Source organism: Phyllobacterium sophorae, assembly GCF_003010965.1.
GTDB lineage: Bacteria > Pseudomonadota > Alphaproteobacteria > Rhizobiales > Rhizobiaceae > Phyllobacterium > Phyllobacterium sophorae.
This window is the reverse complement of record NZ_PGGM01000001.1, coordinates 799,155-815,661: the sequence shown is the minus strand read 5'-3', so window position 1 is coordinate 815,661 and position 16,507 is coordinate 799,155. Positions and strand designations below refer to the sequence as shown.

General features: G+C 58.0%; 21 protein-coding genes. 13 read left to right on the top strand and 8 right to left on the bottom strand.

The genetic code is table 11. From position 1 onward, the window contains the following. The 4 genes from CU103_RS31725 to CU103_RS03940 all read left to right on the top strand — a co-directional run. Positions 1–219 (top strand): hypothetical protein (locus CU103_RS31725; RefSeq protein ID WP_210203699.1); only part of this gene is annotated, 219 nt, incomplete at its 5' end. Beyond that, positions 216–1,475: a glycosyltransferase family 4 protein gene (locus CU103_RS03950; protein ID WP_245448562.1), complete on the top strand. Its 1,260-nt coding sequence runs from the start codon at positions 216–218 to the stop codon at positions 1,473–1,475. The genes CU103_RS31725 and CU103_RS03950, both read left to right, overlap by 4 nt. Next, positions 1,472–2,710 (top strand): glycosyltransferase family 4 protein, encoded by a 1,239-nt coding sequence (locus tag CU103_RS03945; RefSeq protein ID WP_106662567.1) that lies wholly within the window; start codon positions 1,472–1,474, stop codon positions 2,708–2,710. The genes CU103_RS03950 and CU103_RS03945 overlap by 4 nt, the downstream gene beginning before the upstream one ends. Continuing rightward, on the top strand, positions 2,707–3,921 hold the full coding sequence (locus tag CU103_RS03940; protein WP_106662566.1) for a glycosyltransferase: 1,215 nt from the start codon (positions 2,707–2,709) through the stop codon (positions 3,919–3,921). Before CU103_RS03945 ends, CU103_RS03940 begins: the two co-directional genes overlap by 4 nt. On the opposite strand, the gene CU103_RS03935 is transcribed toward CU103_RS03940, so the two are convergent. The 4 genes from CU103_RS03935 to CU103_RS03920 all read right to left on the bottom strand — a co-directional run bounded on the left by CU103_RS03935 (position 3,915) and on the right by CU103_RS03920 (position 7,307). Further along, positions 3,915–4,511, bottom strand: a complete 597-nt coding sequence (locus tag CU103_RS03935; protein WP_106662565.1) for an LbetaH domain-containing protein — start codon at positions 4,509–4,511, stop codon at positions 3,915–3,917. The two genes, CU103_RS03940 and CU103_RS03935, sit on opposite strands and share 7 nt — an antisense overlap. 87 nt (positions 4,512–4,598) lie before the next feature. After that, positions 4,599–5,168: a YdcF family protein gene (locus CU103_RS03930; RefSeq protein WP_162707236.1), complete on the bottom strand. Its 570-nt coding sequence runs from the start codon at positions 5,166–5,168 to the stop codon at positions 4,599–4,601. A 101-nt stretch (positions 5,169–5,269) separates the two neighbouring features. After that, on the bottom strand, positions 5,270–6,103 hold the full coding sequence (locus CU103_RS03925) for a glycosyltransferase family 2 protein (RefSeq protein ID WP_106662563.1): 834 nt from the start codon (positions 6,101–6,103) through the stop codon (positions 5,270–5,272). A 25-nt stretch (positions 6,104–6,128) separates the two neighbouring features. Then, positions 6,129–7,307 carry an MraY family glycosyltransferase gene (locus CU103_RS03920; RefSeq protein WP_106662562.1) on the bottom strand — a complete coding sequence of 393 codons (1,179 nt, stop codon included), beginning with the start codon at positions 7,305–7,307 and terminating at the stop codon, positions 6,129–6,131. A gap of 451 nt (positions 7,308–7,758) precedes the next feature. On the opposite strand from CU103_RS03920, the gene CU103_RS03915 reads away from it, so the two are divergent. The 3 genes from CU103_RS03915 (at position 7,759) to CU103_RS03905 (ending at position 10,382) form a co-directional block, all read left to right on the top strand. Then, positions 7,759–8,544 carry a helix-turn-helix domain-containing protein gene (locus CU103_RS03915; protein WP_106662561.1) on the top strand — a complete coding sequence of 262 codons (786 nt, stop codon included), beginning with the start codon at positions 7,759–7,761 and terminating at the stop codon, positions 8,542–8,544. A 123-nt stretch (positions 8,545–8,667) separates the two neighbouring features. Beyond that, positions 8,668–9,714: a fatty acid desaturase gene (locus CU103_RS03910; RefSeq protein WP_106662560.1), complete on the top strand. Its 1,047-nt coding sequence runs from the start codon at positions 8,668–8,670 to the stop codon at positions 9,712–9,714. A gap of 275 nt (positions 9,715–9,989) precedes the next feature. Then, positions 9,990–10,382, top strand: a complete 393-nt coding sequence (locus CU103_RS03905; RefSeq protein WP_106662559.1) for a hypothetical protein — start codon at positions 9,990–9,992, stop codon at positions 10,380–10,382. A gap of 4 nt (positions 10,383–10,386) precedes the next feature. Here CU103_RS03905 and CU103_RS03900 read toward each other — a convergent pair whose 3' ends face one another. Then, positions 10,387–11,562: an MFS transporter gene (locus CU103_RS03900; protein ID WP_106662558.1), complete on the bottom strand. Its 1,176-nt coding sequence runs from the start codon at positions 11,560–11,562 to the stop codon at positions 10,387–10,389. A gap of 122 nt (positions 11,563–11,684) precedes the next feature. On the opposite strand from CU103_RS03900, the gene CU103_RS03895 reads away from it, so the two are divergent. Genes CU103_RS03895 through CU103_RS03885 form a run of 3 tightly spaced genes read left to right on the top strand, consistent with a single transcriptional unit; the run spans position 11,685 to position 12,684 of the window. Next, entirely contained in the window at positions 11,685–12,050 is a 366-nt protein-coding gene (locus tag CU103_RS03895; RefSeq protein WP_106662557.1) for an ArsR/SmtB family transcription factor, read from the top strand. Then, positions 12,050–12,451: a (R)-mandelonitrile lyase gene (locus CU103_RS03890; protein WP_106662556.1), complete on the top strand. Its 402-nt coding sequence runs from the start codon at positions 12,050–12,052 to the stop codon at positions 12,449–12,451. The genes CU103_RS03895 and CU103_RS03890 overlap by 1 nt, the downstream gene beginning before the upstream one ends. 44 nt (positions 12,452–12,495) lie before the next feature. Continuing rightward, positions 12,496–12,684, top strand: coding sequence for a hypothetical protein (locus tag CU103_RS03885; protein ID WP_100000392.1), 189 nt, complete (start codon positions 12,496–12,498; stop codon positions 12,682–12,684). A gap of 12 nt (positions 12,685–12,696) precedes the next feature. Here CU103_RS03885 and CU103_RS03880 read toward each other — a convergent pair whose 3' ends face one another. Continuing rightward, a complete protein-coding gene (locus CU103_RS03880; protein WP_106662555.1) occupies positions 12,697–12,939 on the bottom strand; it encodes a hypothetical protein in 243 nt (80 codons plus the stop codon). Positions 12,940–13,065: 126 nt separating this feature from the next. On the opposite strand from CU103_RS03880, the gene CU103_RS03875 reads away from it, so the two are divergent. Beyond that, on the top strand, positions 13,066–13,947 hold the full coding sequence (locus CU103_RS03875) for a LysR substrate-binding domain-containing protein (protein WP_106662554.1): 882 nt from the start codon (positions 13,066–13,068) through the stop codon (positions 13,945–13,947). Between the two features lie 37 nt (positions 13,948–13,984). Here CU103_RS03875 and CU103_RS03870 read toward each other — a convergent pair whose 3' ends face one another. Then, positions 13,985–14,146 carry a Thivi_2564 family membrane protein gene (locus tag CU103_RS03870; RefSeq protein WP_100000395.1) on the bottom strand — a complete coding sequence of 54 codons (162 nt, stop codon included), beginning with the start codon at positions 14,144–14,146 and terminating at the stop codon, positions 13,985–13,987. 170 nt (positions 14,147–14,316) lie between these two features. Here CU103_RS03870 and CU103_RS03865 point away from each other — a divergent pair, with 170 nt between their 5' ends. Next, entirely contained in the window at positions 14,317–14,730 is a 414-nt protein-coding gene (locus CU103_RS03865; protein ID WP_106662553.1) for a VOC family protein, read from the top strand. A gap of 12 nt (positions 14,731–14,742) precedes the next feature. After that, on the top strand, positions 14,743–15,639 hold the full coding sequence (locus CU103_RS03860) for a DMT family transporter (RefSeq protein WP_106662552.1): 897 nt from the start codon (positions 14,743–14,745) through the stop codon (positions 15,637–15,639). Here the strand turns inward: CU103_RS03860 and CU103_RS03855 are convergent. After that, positions 15,630–16,493, bottom strand: a complete 864-nt coding sequence (locus tag CU103_RS03855) for a protein-L-isoaspartate O-methyltransferase family protein (RefSeq protein ID WP_106662651.1) — start codon at positions 16,491–16,493, stop codon at positions 15,630–15,632. The genes CU103_RS03860 and CU103_RS03855 overlap by 10 nt on opposite strands. Positions 16,494–16,507: the final 14 nt, after the last annotated feature.

The following is a 16,507-nucleotide window of genomic DNA, read 5'->3' as shown; positions in this document are numbered from 1 at the left end:
GGCGATGGAAAGCCGGGTATGCCGGTCAGTTCCAACCCGCTAAAAGGGGCGGATATCGCCGCCGCCTTCTCCGGAAGTGGTAGGTCCACACCACACCACACCAACAATCGTAGTGCCTTTGTTGAACTTGTTCTTGCAGCTCGCGAACTGCAACAATCGGGGTCCAGAATCTCGTTTTTGGGCTGGTGGTGCAGCCATGGCTTGGGACATTCAACATGAAGATCGTCTTTGCAAACCGCTACTTTTTCCCCGATCAGTCGGCGACCAGCCGTATGGTCTCCGGGTTGGCATTCGCGCTCAAACGACGCGGTTTCGAAGTCACCGCAATTGCGAGCCGTACGTTGCATGACAATGCCAATGTGACACTTCCCGATGAGGAATCGGTGGGGGGCCTTTGTGTCACACGGTTGTGGGCGACGCGTTTTGGCCGAAGCAATATTCTTGGCAGGGCGATCGATTATCTAACCTTTCACATATCGGCCTTTCTCTGGTGCCTGTGGAACTTGAAAAGGGGCGATATTTGCGTGGTCTGCACCGACCCGCCTCTGTTGTCTGTCACCACCGCCCTGCCTATCCGCTGGCGCGGCGCAAAAATGGTCAACTGGGTGATGGACCTGTTTCCGGAAGTCGCCATGGAGCTTGGCATGCTTTCCAGCAAAAGCCTGCCTGGCACGCTCAGCAGAATAATGCGCAACTGGTCGATGCGGAAATCAGCAATGATCGTCTGTCCGACAGCAACGATGGCGTCCTACCTTACCGGACACGGGCTGGAGGATGACCGGGTATTCGTCATGCATCACTGGTCCGATGGCGACGAAATATATCCGGTGTCCCCCGCCTCCAACAGTTTGAGAACGCGCTGGGGCCTGCAGGACAAGTTTGTCGTCGGCTATTCCGGCAATTTCGGCCGCGCACACGACTTTTCGACACTGCTCGAGGCAGCAGTCCTCCTCAGTCACAATGAGGATATTCAGTTCCTTTTGATCGGCGGCGGACAGCAGCGTGCCCATGTTGAAGAGGTGGTGCGGAATCGCGAGCTCAAGAACGTCATTTTCAAACCACTCCAGCCGTCAGAAAACATTGCGGAGAGCCTAAGTACAGCCGATGCGCATATCGTCTCGCTGATACCCAGGCTCGAGCACTGCATCGTCCCAAGCAAGTTCTATGGCGTCCTGGCTGCGGGCCGCCCAACCCTCTTTGTCGGTGATAGCAACGGCGAAGTTGCACGTGTTGTAGCCTCCGCGGATTGCGGGGCAGCGGTAAAGATCGGCGAAGGCCAACGGCTCGCGAATTGCATCGTTCAGATGAAGGACTCTCCCGATCGCTGCGCGCAGATGGGATTGAATGCCCGGCGAGTTCTCGACACGGTGTTTTCGCGCGATAATGCCGTGGGTGCGTGGTCGGATGTCATGCACAAGTTCAGGCAGCAATCCGCTGCGACTTCAGAATCCTCAGTTTATGGACCCGCAGAATGAATGGTACCGTTGTCGTCAGTCAATTGGGCGCGCGCATGCACTATGCGGTGCCACGCATCTTCGCATCCGAAGGTCAACTCGCGCATTTCTACACCGACATCTGCGCAACGGACGGTTGGCCGCGCCTCGTCAACAGCCTCCCGCGCGCGCTGTTTCCCTCCTCGGTCAAGCGCCTGACAGGCCGTGTCCCGAAAGGTGTTCCGCCGGAATTGACTTCGACGTTCCCGAGCTTTGGCATCCGGTCAGCAATCCGCAGATTGCAGGAGAAGGATGTCGTCGAACACATGGCCAATGCAGTGTGGGCCGGGTCGCAATTCTCCCGCCTTGTCGCGTCGCGCGGATTTCATGACGCGGCCGGTCTCTATGCTTTCGGTGGTGAGGCACTGGAACAAATGCAGGCCGCCAAGCGGCAAGGCATGTGGACCGTTGTCGAGCAGATGATTGCGCCAAGAGAGGATGTTGAAGAGCTTGTCAAAGGCGAGCACGAGCGGTTTCCAGAGTGGGGCGGTGTCTATAGCGACAATCCGAATGCCATGGCCTTCGCAGAACGGGAAAAGGCTGAATGGGAGCTCGCCGACATTATCGTGTGCCCATCCGAGTTTGTGCGCCGAAATGTCGTCAAACGCGGTGGAAGGGCCGAGCGATGCGTGGTCGTACCTTACGGCTTTGATCCGCATTATCCGCCCCAGGACATCATCCGTATCGGCGGACCGTTGCGGATCCTGACGGTCGGACAAGTCGGTTTGCGGAAAGGCTCGCCCTATGTTGCCGAAGCAGCCCGTCTGCTTGGTGAAACCGCCTCGTTCCGGATGGCGGGGCCAAGCCACCTGGCACCAGAGGTGAAGGCGCATCTCTCAAAATCCGTCGAACTGCGCGGGATTGTCCCGCGCTCGGAGATGGCAAAAGAGTATGAGTGGGCCGATGTATTCCTTCTGCCCTCGATCTGCGAAGGATCGGCTACCGCGATCTACGAGGCGCTTGCGGCGGGACTTCCAGTGATCTGCACCGAAAACGCCGGCAGCGTTGTGCGCGACGGAATTGAGGGATTCATCGTTCCCGTTTGCGACAGCGAGGCGATCGCCAAGGCAATCAAAAATCTCGCTGAACATCCGGGAATGAGGGCCGCCATGTCGGAGAGTGCCGTCGAACGTGCCTCGGAATTCACCGTCAAGCGTTATGGCGAACGGCTGCTCGATGCTCTTTCTCCCCTTCCCGCTCAACGGCGCCGCGCATGAAAATTGTGCATGTCATCTCCTCCATCGATCCGGCCAAGGGCGGCCCGCAGGCTACCTGCGTGCGTTTGGCGGCGGCTCAATCGGCACTGGGTCACGACGTTCACATCGTCAGCTATGGCGGCCGTGAAATCCAGAAACGCGCCTTTCAATCGGCCAGGGACGTTCCCCATTTTTCCCGGATCGTCTGGCACCTTCTTCCCGATCCGAACCGGATTGAGCGGGTGCTTGGCCTTGCGGCTGCAAGGAAGTCGCGCACCGTGCTGAAAGGCGCTTCGTTCATGCATATTCACGGCGTGTGGGAGCCCATTCTCAAGAATGCCGCTGCTGTCGCGAGGCGGAACCAAATCCCGTATTGTATCCAGCCGCACGGCATGCTCGACGTCTGGAGCATGCAACAGAAGCGTCTGAAGAAGCATGTGGCACTGGCACTCGGATATCGCAAGATGCTGAACAGGGCCAAGTTCCTTCTTGCACTCAACTCGGACGAGGCGCAATTGCTGGAACCTCTCCATCTTTCCGCGCCAAATCTGATTATACCGAATGGCATATTCCTTGAAGAATTTGCTGAATTGCCTGCAAAAGGCTTTTTTGCGGAACGCCTGCCGCGTCTTGACGGAAAGCGCGTCGTGCTCTTCCTCTCGCGGCTTCATACCAAGAAGGGGCTGGATATTCTTGCCCAGGCGTTCGTCTTGCTTGCCGGGTCTTATCCGGATGTCGATCTCGTCGTGGCAGGTCCGGATGGTGGAGCCAGAGACGCTTTTGTGACGCTGGTCGATCAACTGGGCATAGAGGATCGCGTCCACCTGACCGGTCCACTCTATGGCAACGGCAAGCTGCGGGCTTTGGTGGATGCGAGCTGCTTCTGTCTCCCAAGCCGCCAGGAGGGGTTCAGCGTTGCGATCACCGAAGCGATGGCCTGTGGCTTGCCGGTTGTCGTCAGTGATGCCTGTCACTTTCCCGAGGTCAAATCGGCGCATGCTGGTGCTGTGGTATCTCTTGATCCGGCGGAGGTCGCTTCCGCACTTGCTGGCATCCTGGACAATCCCGCCATGGCTTCAATCATGGGACGAAATGGACAGAGGCTGGTTCGCGAAAATTACACATGGCCGCGGATCGCCGAGCAGACGATCCAGGGCTATCAGTCGGGCGATAACCGCGATGCAAAGATGGCGGAAAATTCGGCAGTGCTCATGCCCGCCGCCGATCACTGAGCAGCGGCGGCTGATCGCTTGCGGGTCCGGACTGGTTTCGCTGGATTTCCCACGTAGATTGTCCATGGTTCGAGCTTGCCAGCCGCTACACCGCGCGCACCGAGTACGGCGCCTTCCCCCACGACGACTCCCGGGCCTACAAAAGCTTCTGCAGCAATCCAGGCGTTGGAATGGATGGTGATAGGCCGGCTTTTCAGCGGAAACCCCTCATCATCGACGTCATGCGTTCCGGTGCACAGATGTGCCCGCTGGGAGACGATGGCGAAATCCTCGATCGTGATTTCCGCCACATTGTAGCAAATCACGCCGGGACCCATCGACGCGTGCTTCCCCATGGCGAGATTGCCGGGCCACCAGATCCTTGCACTGCTCCGGACGATTGCCGTTGAATGGATTCGCGCGCCAAATCGGCGGAGCAGCCAGCCTCTCCATGGGCTCAAGGGAGACGGCGTCCAGGCCGCAAACAACGTCCAGCAGATGGTCCACAGCAACCGCATGATCCGGAATCGAAGCGCAAAAGTCGCGCCGCCGAAGCGAGGCAGTGGCTGCGCAGCGATGTCGAAAGTCGGATCGTTATAGCGTGATCGCATGTCGATATCTCCCGATCTGAACGAACCATTCGTCATGCGTCCGGCCAGCAAACTCTACACCCGTGTGCCGGATCTTGGCCGAGACCGTCATGCGCGTAATTCCCTTGAAGGAAACTGCGGGGGAACAAACGTTGAATCTATCCCGAGGTGCCGGCGCAGGGCGTACCACACCGTCTTCGGGTACTCTTTGAGAAGCTGAATTCCATCGATTCTGAGCGCCATTCTCCAAAGCGCCTTATTGGGTTCTACCGGCACCGATATCCAGCGTATATCGGCGGAAGTCGCGGCAAAGCTCGCGAGTGCGCGGCGCGAATGGTACCAACTCGTCACGAGGATGGCGGTGCGTACGTTCATGTGTTTCAGCAGTGGTGCTGAGAACAGAGCGTTTTCCCATGTCGTACCCGACTGACATTCAACGGTGATGACATTCGCATCGACGCCTCGATCGACCATCGCCCTGCGGATCCAATAGCAATCGCCATCGCCACTGATCAGCACACGTGGCGCGGCACCTTGCAACCAGAGTTCGGCACCCCACTCCGCCCTGGCTGGCCCATCGCCCCCGAGGACGACGATCACGTCCGCCTTGCTGACCCGATCGCGGACGGTGAGAAGCAGGTTGGCCAGAAAAGGCGCAAGGATTGCGGAAGCGATCATCAAGGCGCTCACGAGCGACAATCCCGCGGTGATCGATTTGGCTGACAGCGTAGGTATACGACGCTTCCGCAAAGCCGCCACAGGAAAGTTTCGGGCTTTGCTCATATCGAAAGGCCGAGTTCTCGCCGTTGCAATTCTCTCATCTTGATGACGATCATGTACTCGTAAGACGCGATGAGCCGGCAATAGTGATAGCCTTGCCAACCGTCCAGGAAACCACCGCGCAAGAAATACATATAGGCGAATCGTGCTGCAGGACGGAAAGGCAGCCGGTATGAGAATTCCTTCAGTGCTCGCCGCCTGGCCTCGGGTGTCGCACTGAAAAACCCGGTCCAGGGAATCCGCTTGCTGCGCAGGATCTGCAGGGATTCGCGCGCTTCAAAGCCGGAGTAGCGGTTGTGTTTGTCGAACCAGGCCGTCATCCCCTTGTTGAAGCTGTAGTGGACGAAATGCGATCGCAGCCGTCCCGTCGGTCCATCGCCAACGGGCCGCGAATGGCACTCGCGCTCATAGTGAATGCGTTCGGGCCGGCACAGGCGAGTGATCCAGGTCGGATAAAGACTGCTGTGCTTGATCCAGCGACCCATGAACATGTTCTTGTAACGGGCGCTGAACATCGCTTCCGGCCGGTCTGGATCGGCAGCGATCGCCAGCATTTCGTCGCGCAGATCGTCCGGCGTGATCTCGTCGGCGTCGGGCATGTAGACCCACTTGTGCTTGAATTCAATCTCCTTCAGCCCGTACATGCGCTGCCTGGTTTCGGTTTCATATTTGTGCTGATAAACCCGTGCACCGGCTTCCTTGGCAATCTCGACGGTCCGATCGGTACTGAACGAATCCAGAACCACGATATCGTCGCACCAGGTGAGCGATGCCAGGCACGCCGGCAGGCTGTCTTCTTCATTCAGGGTCATGATCAATACGGATATTGGCAAAGTCTCACTCCACAGTCTTGGAATCTCAAACAGCGTCCGAAAGGATACCGGGCCGCGATTTGGCGGGCGGCGGCGCAGACGCATGGTTTACGTTAAGGTCAGGTCGAACTGCCATGGGTGGCATTGAAGTCAGCTGGGACACGGTGGCTGTGCGGGCGGCGCGCTGAAGCGAGATGGCGCCCGGTTTACTTGCAATGAAGACAAAGGCGCAATGACCGGTGAGGGGCAGCAGCAACGCCACTGTCATGAGAAGGTTCGACACACCTGTGACAATGCCCGCACATCCAATGCCGCCACAGACCGCAGATGCCGCAACGATGATGATTGTCGTCTTTGCTGGTGATATTGACCGGTCGAGGAGGAGATGATGCAGGTGCCAGCGGTCCGCGGCCAAAGGACTGCGACCAGCATGCATCCGGCGAACGATCAGGCTGAGCGTATCCAGTACCGGGACAATGACAATCCACAACAGGACTGGAAAGGCGATCTCGGCGCGGATCGAGAGCGCGATCACCAGAAAAGCGATGGTGGCGCCGAGTGCCGTACTGCCGGCGTCGCCGAGAAATATCTTGGCGCGAGCGACCCATGGGCTGCGCATATTAAAGGCAAGGAAGCCGCAAACTGCCGCCAGAAGCACGAGCATCGGCAATACAAGTTCGCCCGCACCCTTCAGTGCGGCGATCACAGCAAGCCAGAAAAGGGCAACCGCCGCCGCCCCGCCTGCCAATCCGTCCACGCCATCTATCATATTCCAGGAATTGATCAGGCCGACAATGAACAGGACGGCCACGAGCGTAAGAAGCGGGAACGATACATTGAGAAGGCCGGGCGGAAGCGCGATACCGGTGACGATGGCGGTTCCTGCAAGCGGATTGACCAGGATGAGCGCGACAACGAATTGGGCTGCCAGCCGCTTGACGGCCGAGAGTTCGTTGCGGTCATCCAGTACCCCGACAAGCAATGTGATAAGCAGGCCCGCCCAAAAGTTCAGCGGAAGCGCGCTGGCTCGGTCCCGAAGGAGCATCACCATTGTAAACGTGGCAAAGATCGCGATTCCGCCGCACAAAGGAACCACGCCATCGTGCCGTTTGCGCAAATCGGGATAATCCACGAGAGCAAACGCAGGCGATACCTTCTTCAGTATGACGATCAGCACCGCACTTACCGACAATGCTGCCAGACAATTGGTGATCCATACAAACAAGACACACCCCCATAGTTGATTAAGCGCTCCCCATGCAAAGTGTGTTCACCTGTCACGGTCATACCGGGCGCATTTTATGGCAGAGTACCGGCGTCGCGGATTCAGCGCCATTTAGGAGAAGTGAGAAGCGGTTCCACCTGATGGATGAACCTTGCTGTGCTGGTGTGTCCCTTTGGATTAATGGATTTGCCGTAATCCGGGCAGAACCCCGGATCCCGGCGCCCTTTCACACGGTATTCCGGTATGCGGAAACACCGTTTTGCCCGTTTCGAGCGGTGCACAACCCATAAGAAACAGACACTGCGCTGGCGCGTCACGGTCGCGTCACGTTGCGTTCACTACCCTCGCTGATTGCATGAATTACAAGGGTTTAGGTGATTCCAAATAATAATGTTTCGATGAAACCGTACACAAAAGGGGACTACTTCATTCGTTGGCGTAGGGTACGATTATGAGTGTGACAGTTGCGCGTATGAAAACCGACCAAATCCAGCATGGCACCCAGCCTGATGACGGCGCCAATTTCAAAGGCGGCATTTTTATATATGCCGAGCCAGGAGTTGTGTTTCAGGGATTGGTTCAGTCACTTGAACGAACCTTCCCCGATATTCAGGTCAATCTGTCCAGCAAGCTTGCTGAGCCCGAGGAATTTGATGCCGGCGTCGGTTTGGTCTTGATCCATGCGGATTTTGTACCTGACATTGCCGATTGCATAGTGCGATGCAAGATGCGCTTTCCGGCCGCTTCGGTCACGCTGATGATGGATGAGCACAGTTCGGCTCTCCAGCAATTCAACTCTCTCTTTGACAACAAGCAAATTCAAGGGCTTCTCCCTTTCAGCCTGAAACTCGATGTTTGGCTTGCAGTTGTTTGGCTATTGCTGAATGGCGGTGATTATTATCCGTCCAGCATCATTCGTCTGATGGAAAAGACGTCTAACAAATTATCCGGCACGGCAAATTCGCTCTACAATCAACCGAAGGGTAATCCGGCAAGTGCATGGCCGGTGAAAACATTGACGCTGCGGGAACATGAGATATTACAGCTTCTGTCAGAGGGTCTGCAGAACAAGATCATCGCTGACCGGCTGGCACTTTCGGTCCATACGGTAAAGGTGCACGTCCACAATCTTATCCGCAAGCTTCGGGCGCACAATCGCACCCAGGCAACGGCAATCTACCGGAACAGCATGGATAATCATGGTTTGAAGCCGTTTGATGCGACAATCGTGCACTAGGGCAAATTTTGTCCATATAAACAAAACTTGATCAAGGGTCAGGGTCCGAATCCTTGATCCTTTTACAAATGTTTCTTGGCGGACCATCTTGCGCGCGCATTGGCGCCAAGTCTATGATAGCCGATGAAAACAACTTCCGCTAAAATCCTACCTGCAATTGGCCCGGGCGAACGCTCATGGCCCAAGATTCTTTCCAACTATCGCAAACCGCACCGGGGACGCAGCGCATTCGAGCTTGCAGTCACCATCGTTCCATTCGCCATTTTCTGGGCCCTCACTTGGGCAGCAGTGCATTACGGCTTCTGGTGGGGCCTCGTCCTCATCGTTCCAGCTGCCGGCTTCCTGTTGCGCCTGTTCATGATCCAGCACGATTGCGGTCATGGTTCCTTCTTTGCGCATCGCCACACCGACGATTGGACCGGGCGGGTGATTGGTGTTCTCACGCTGACGCCCTATGATTACTGGCGCCGGACGCACGCCCTGCACCACGCCTCCGCAGGTAATCTCGACGGGCGTGGCGATGGCGACATAACCACCCTCACGGTGGCCGAATACCGCGCCTTGTCGCGCTGGGGACGGCTGGGCTACCGGCTCTATCGCCATCCGGCTGTCATGTTCGGCATCGGACCGGTCTGGCTTTTCATCTTCAAGCAACGCCTCCCATTCGGCATGATGCGTTCGGGCGTTGAACCCTGGGTTTCCACGATGGCAACCAATCTTGGGATTGCGCTCATGGCGATCGTCCTGATGTGGCTCATTGGTGTCGGCCCGTTCCTCCTCATCCACCTGCCGATTGTCACCTTGGCGGGGGCCGCCGGTATCTGGCTGTTCTACGTACAGCATCAGTTCGAAGAGACCCATTGGTCGAAGGGCGCGGAATGGGAGTTCCAGGAGGCCGCGCTGCACGGCTCATCCCATTATGTTTTGCCAGGGGTGCTGCGATGGATGACCGGCAATATCGGCATTCATCACGTACATCACCTGTCAAGCAGGGTTCCCTGCTACCGGCTTCCGGAGGTGATCAAGGACTATCCGGAACTCGGCGACATAGGGCGCATAACAATCATGGAAAGCCTGGCTTGCGTGAAACTCGTCCTTTGGGATGAAAATCACCGCAGGCTGATCTCGTTTCGCGAAGCTCGGACGCTGGCGGCCGTTCCCGTCACATAATGGCACGTCGCATCCGGCAGGGAACAATATCCCAGCCGGATCGTTGACTGGACGGCGAGTGTGATGACCGTGTCAACCGGACACGATGGCAAGGTGAACAGGGGCGTTTTTCCGGTTTCCAATCCTGGCCAACGAAACGGCAGTCGAGCGCCTGTCCCATCCGGTCCACACACGCCGGCCATTGCATGGATCCAGGTCCTGACACTAAATCGAACCGGACAGGGTCTCGAGCTTATCGGATACAATACCTCCATTGCATCGACGGGAACGGTGTCATGAAAACCACAGCAAGAACCATATCCGTTGGCACACTCGCACTTTTCGCTCTAAGCGAGACCGCAGCCGCACAGGAACTATCCGGCAGCGAAATCAAGAGGCGGATCACAGGCGAGCGTGTCTATCTCTCAACTCCGTTTGGCGGCGAACTTCCGCTGACCTACAAGGCCAGTGGCCAGGTTATCGCCGACGTTTCCGGTATTTCGGCTGCGGGCATGTTTGCGCCCAGAGAAGCCGGGCGGTGGTGGGTCGAGGGCAACAGACTCTGTCAGAAGTGGCCGACCTGGCGAAAGGGCCGGCAGTATTGCTTTACCATCAAGCGAACCGGCGAGAACAGGATTTCCTGGTTCCGTAATGACGGCAAGACCGGCACCGCCCGCATCGGCGGATAATTCGTCACGCAATCGACAACTCCTCCTTGCGAACGCCGGTGTTTGCCAGCCGGATCACCACCAGCCCCATGAGCGGGAACAATCCGCCGATCCAGCCGAGATACTCAAGGCCGATATGGGCGATGACCTGCCCGCCGATCATCGAGCCGAACGCCACACCGAGGTAGAGCGCTGAGTAATTCAGCGAAAGAGCAAGCGGCGCGCTTTCCGGGGCGATGGCCAGAACGCGGCTTGCCTGCGCCGGCGGGAACATCCAGGCGATGACGCCCCAGATCACCATGATCGCAATGAGGCTCGGGCCGGCGATATTGTTCGGCAAATTCATGATCCAGCTGACCGACATCAGCACGACAGCATTGAGAACCGAGGCTATGACAACGGTTCGCGTCGCGCCAAAGCGATCGGAGAACTGTCCGCCAAGGAAATTGCCAATCGCCGCACCAATACCGAAAGCAAGCAGGACCACAGGCATCAGCGAGCGGCTGAGACCCGCTCCTTCCACGGCGACCGCGGCAATGTAGGTATACACCGCAAACGGACCGGTCATGTAAAGCAGCATCGTCAGCAGCGCCGGCAACAGGCCAGGATGGCGCACGACGCCAAGTCGCTGTGCGATTGTCAGCCGGTCTGCGTAGAGGCCGCGTGGCAGCATGAACCAGACAACCAGTGCTGCAAGCGCTCCGATGAGCGCGATGAAATAATAGGTGCCGCGCCATCCCGCGAAGGCGCTGATGAAAGCGCCAAGCGGTGCACCGAAGGCCACGGCAAGTGTGGTTCCGCCAACAATGGCGGCAATCGCCCGGGCGCGGTGATGCGGCTCGGAAATGGCGACCGCCGTCGCCTGAGCCGTCGCCGCGTAGAGACCGGCCATCACAGCGATCAGCAGACGTGCCGCCAAGAGCAAAATGTAAGTGGGCGAGACGGCGGCAAGAAGCGCACCGGCGACGAAGACCAGGGTGCTGCCGGTCAGCACAGTGCGCCGGTCGAGCGATCCAGTCAGTGCAGCAGCCACCGGAGCGCCTATTGCGTAGGCAAAGGCGTAGGTGACGACGAGATAACCAGCCTGCACCAGCGTGACACCGGTGTCACCGGCGATCTGCGGCAGGAGGCTGGCAACCACGAATCCCTCGATGCCGATGGCGAACGTGCCAAGCGCCAATCCGACGAGACGAATATCCATGAGATTAGACCTTAATGTTCAATGATCGTTGAACTAAGATACTTTCCCCGCAAAAAGTCAAGCACAAAGTCCAATAAATGTTGAACATTGAAATCTCTCCTGCCAATTGCTATTAAACGCCCATGACAAATTATCTTCCGCATCCGGACACCGAGGATATTGCGCTTCCAAACGTGCTTGCCGCGCTTGGCGACGAAACGCGCCTTACGATGATCGCCATTCTTGCCCGCAACAGCGAAAAGGCGATGAGCTGCGGCCAGTTTCTTCAACTCGGATCAAAGACCGCCCTCAGCTACCATGTGGCAAAGCTGCGTGAAGCGGGCGTCATTCAAGTTCGCCCCGAGGGCACGAAACGCATGCTGACGCTGCGCCGCGACGATCTGGAGAAACGCTTTCCGGGATTTCTCGATTCGGTGGTAGCATCGGTCGACGCAACGCCAGACCCGCAGCAATGGACCGGCGTGCCAGAAACCACAGGAGGTGCGTAATGGATATAAAGGCAGTTGGCTCGGTTCCCTCGCGCCGCGCCCCGTCGGACTGGTTCACCGGCACCGTCTGGCAGGATCCGATCATTGAGGCGCCAGCACCTGCCCGCCTGCAGGCGGTAGCGGTCAGGTTCGAGCCCGGCGCGCGGACGGCTTGGCATACGCATCCTCTCGGCCAGACGCTGCACGTCATTTCCGGTTTCGGGCTCGTCCAGGCTTGGGGAGAGGCTTTGCGGGAAATCAAGGCCGGCGACACGATATGGATCCCGCCGGGTGAAAAGCACTGGCACGGCGCCGGACCGGCCACGACGATGGTTCATATCGCCATGCAGGAAATGCTCGACGGTAAATCTGCCGAATGGATGGAGAAGGTCTCCGATGCGCAATATTCCGGCGGGACATAATCTGCTACCATAGCGGCAGTGCATGAGACGTGAAAGGAACCATCATGGCGTTCGAAGACATCAAGGCGCGGATAGCCCTCCTGCTCGAAGCGATGGTCCAGCGGCCAACGGATGCCCATGAGATTCATGAGAACTTGCGTGAACAGCTGAACGAGCTCAAGGCCATGGGCATGCCGCTGCCCGATGACCTTGTCGCGCTCGAAAAGCAACTCGAAACCGACTTCGACTCCTGAGGCATAGCACCGTCACAGGGAGCGTGCCGGGTAGTCGTTGAGCACTGCGTTCAGATCGTTTGGCTCTTGCCGGTCCCCCCGCATGGGGCGGCCATCGTGCAGGCCAATATCGCGCAGCATGTGATCCGAGAAATCCCCGGTATCGATGTAGGATGGTTTTTCTTCCGTTCCGTTTGGCTTCACCGGATTGGCAATCCGGCTCCACCAGGAGCCGTGGGTTGCAACGTGGCTGAGTGGTGTCGATACGGTATTCATAATCTCAACTCCAATTGTTGGCGACGCATTGCGTCTTGGTGTTGAGTACTAGATGCACCTTGCCGCGCTTGTTTTCCAACAAAACGCCGAGTACCATGCATAAGGACACCTTATGCGGAGCCATGCATGAACCTTCCTCCCCTTGCCGCAATACGCGCCTTCGAAGCAGCGGCGCGTCATGGCAGTTTCACCAAGGCAGCCGAAGAGCTCGGTATGACGCAGGCGGCCGTCAGCTATCAGATCAAGCTTCTGGAGGAGCGCATCGGTGCAGCGCTGTTCCTGCGCCGTCCGCGGCAGGTGATCCTGACCGAGGTCGGAGCGCGCCTGTCGCCGGTAATGAGTGAGGCCTTCGATATGATGCGTGCGGCAATTGCTGCCACCCGCGAGAGTGCCGATGGCGTCTTGACGATCACAACAATCCCGACTTTCGCCGCCAATTGGCTGGTTCCGCGCCTTGGCTCGTTCCAGCTGGCACAGCCTGCGCTGGCCGTCCGGCTGCAAGCCACCCGCGAAGTCGTTGATTTTTCACGCGAGGACGCCGATGTCGGCATACGCTCGGGCAGCGGGCATTGGCCGGGTATCGTTGCGCACAGGATCTTCGATGCCGACTTCACGCCGATGCTCAGCCCTGCGCTGGCTGCCACCATCGGCGGCGTCAAGGAACCCGAGGACCTGCTCAAACTGCCGATTGTCGATCCGGGCGATCCCTGGTGGAAACTCTGGTTCGGTGCCGCGGGAATTTCCGAACCCGATTTGCGCGGCGATCCCCGCAGCCGCTTTGGCGACCAGCATCTTGAGGGGAAAGCTGTCATTGCCGGACAGGGTGTGGGAATTCTGACCCCCGCATTCTATGAAACGGAGCTGGCACAAGGCCAGCTTATCCAGCCGTTCAGTATTGTTGGCACCGCCGACCATTTCTACTGGCTTGTGTACCCGGAAGCGCGGCGCAATGTGCCGAAAATTCGTGCCTTCCGCGACTGGCTGCTGGGTCAACTGGAAAATCGGTAGAAAGGGCGGAAACCGAAGGGCCCCGCCCGCTTTGATGCTAAAACACGGCGAGATACCGCAGCAGCGAAATAATGCCGATGACGATCACGATTACCTGGGCGATCTGCTTGGCGCGACCGTCAAGTGGAAGCATCTGAATGAGGTAGAGTACGAGAAAGATCACCAGAACGGTGATCAGAAGACTGATCAAAATCGACATTGCAAACTTCCTGTTTTCGGGAACCATTCGAGAGTAGCTTTCTACAACTCGCAGTTGGTTCATTTGGTTCCCCCGCCAGCAATGGAAGCCGCAATTCCTGCAACCACGCATTGTCTGCGTTCAGCCTTGCTGCTAGGTTCCAGCGCACTCCCGCCATCAGGATATCCCCCATGCGTTCGCTGTTTCACCTTGCCTATCACGTAACCGACCTCGACGGCGCGCGCCGATTCTATGGCGGTACCCTCGGTTGCGAGGAAGGCCGCAGCACGGACACTTGGGTGGATTTCGATTTCTTCGGCCATCAGATTTCGCTGCATCTCGGCAAGCCGTTCGAAACCACCAATACCGGCAAGGTCGGCGATCATATGGTGCCGATGCCACACCTTGGCGTGATCCTGCCGCTTGAAGATTGGCATGTGCTGGCCGGCCGCCTGAAACAGGCAGATGTCGATTTCGTCATGCCGCCGGTGGTTCGCTTCAAGGGTGAGCCGGGCGAACAGTGGACGATGTTCTTCCGCGATCCATCCGGGAACCCGATCGAGGTCAAGGGCTTCGCGGATTTTGCCAGCGTCTACGCGAAATAAACCAAAACAATCATGGAAGTACAGCAATCCAATCTGAAGGCGGCGTTCTGGATGATGGGATCGCTTACCGCCATCATCCTCATGGCGATTTCAGGCCGCGAAGCCTCGCGGGAGCTGAATGTCTTCCAGATCATGGAGATGCGCTCGATCATCGGCCTCGCCATGCTCTATCCGTTGATCCGCTCCTCAGGCGGTTTCAGGGCGATGAAGACCGATCGCATCTGGCAGCATCTGGGACGCAATGGTGCGCACTACGCCGGCCAGTTCGCCTGGCTGCAAGCCTTGTCGATGATCCCGCTGGCACAGGTGATCGCCATCGAATTCACCACGCCCGCCTGGACCGCACTGATGGCTGTCATGTTTCTCGGCGAGCGGCTGAACATCTGGCGGATCCTGACCATCGCGCTCGGAATTATCGGCGTGGTCATCATTGTCCGCCCGGGGATCGGCACCGTCGAGGCAGGTCAGCTGATTGTGCTTGGTGCCGCCTTCACCTTCGGCATATCCTTCACCATGGTAAAATCTTTGACCCGCACCGACAGTGTGGTGAAGATTATCTTCTGGATGCTGACCATCCAGTCTGCCATCGGCCTCTTGCCTGCGCTGCATGTGTGGCAATGGCCATCGCTCCATGTCCTGCCATGGGTCATCATCATCGCTTTCACGGGCACCTTCTCGCATTTCTGCATGGCCAAGGCTCTGCTTTATGCCGATGCGACGGTGGTCATTCCCATGGACTTCCTGCGTGTGCCGCTGATGGCTGTGCTTGGCTGGCTGATCTATGCCGAGCGCATCGACATCTTCACGGCGGCCGGCGCGGCGCTGATCCTTTCCGGCAATCTGCTCAACCTGAAGAACCGGACAACCGCGGCGAAAGCCGCCGATCCAGTGTCATCGCCTCATTCGTAGGCGAAACACCATCCCGGCCCCTTCAGCCAGCATCTTTCATCGGGAATATCGTCAGTGCGGTACAGGCGCGTCACCCGCTTCAAGCCGCCGTTCCCGAATGCTCTGGCGAGGGCCTTTTCGGAAGTCGCATCCCGCATCCCGGCGCAAGGGTAGATTGCAACGCCTGAAACGCAGCGTGCCAGAAACTCCGCGCCTTTCCGCGTGATGAGGAACACCGCGCCGCGCGGCCGCATGCTGCTATACGACGAGAATCCATCATCGGTGGTCAACGGCAGAACCAGACGGCCACCGTCATTCAGCCGATCCAGCCAAATATCAGCCGGCCGTGTCGCGCCGGCATTGACGTAGATCACGTCCGCCGGTTCAAACGGCACGATTGTTCCATCGCCTTCGACAATCTCGGCGTTCGGATATGCGGTCAGATATTCCTTTGCTCGCGCTGCCAGATCGGATTCCAGTTCGATGCCGGTTACATGTCCAGTTGGGCCCGCCAGATGCGCCATGATGGCCGTGTAGTAGCCAGTGCCAGTTCCGACATGCACAATATGTTCACCCTCCGATGGCTGCGCAAACCACAACAGGTGGGCGTGCAGCGATGGCTCGCCATTATTGATATGCCGCTCCGGCGCAATCCCGACCAGATCATCCGTGTAGAGGTAGGCGGGATCTGCGCTGGGTGTATAAACATAGCCAAGGCCGAAACGGCTTATCGGCCACGGTCCGGGACCAAGAAAATCTTCGCGCGGCACTTCCGCGAATGCTTGCTCGATACGCGCGTCGTCAACTCCGACGCTAGCCAGGATTCGCCTGGCATAGGCATGGCGCACAGCTTTGAGTTTCTCAGCGTCAGTCATCGCTTTCTCATCCG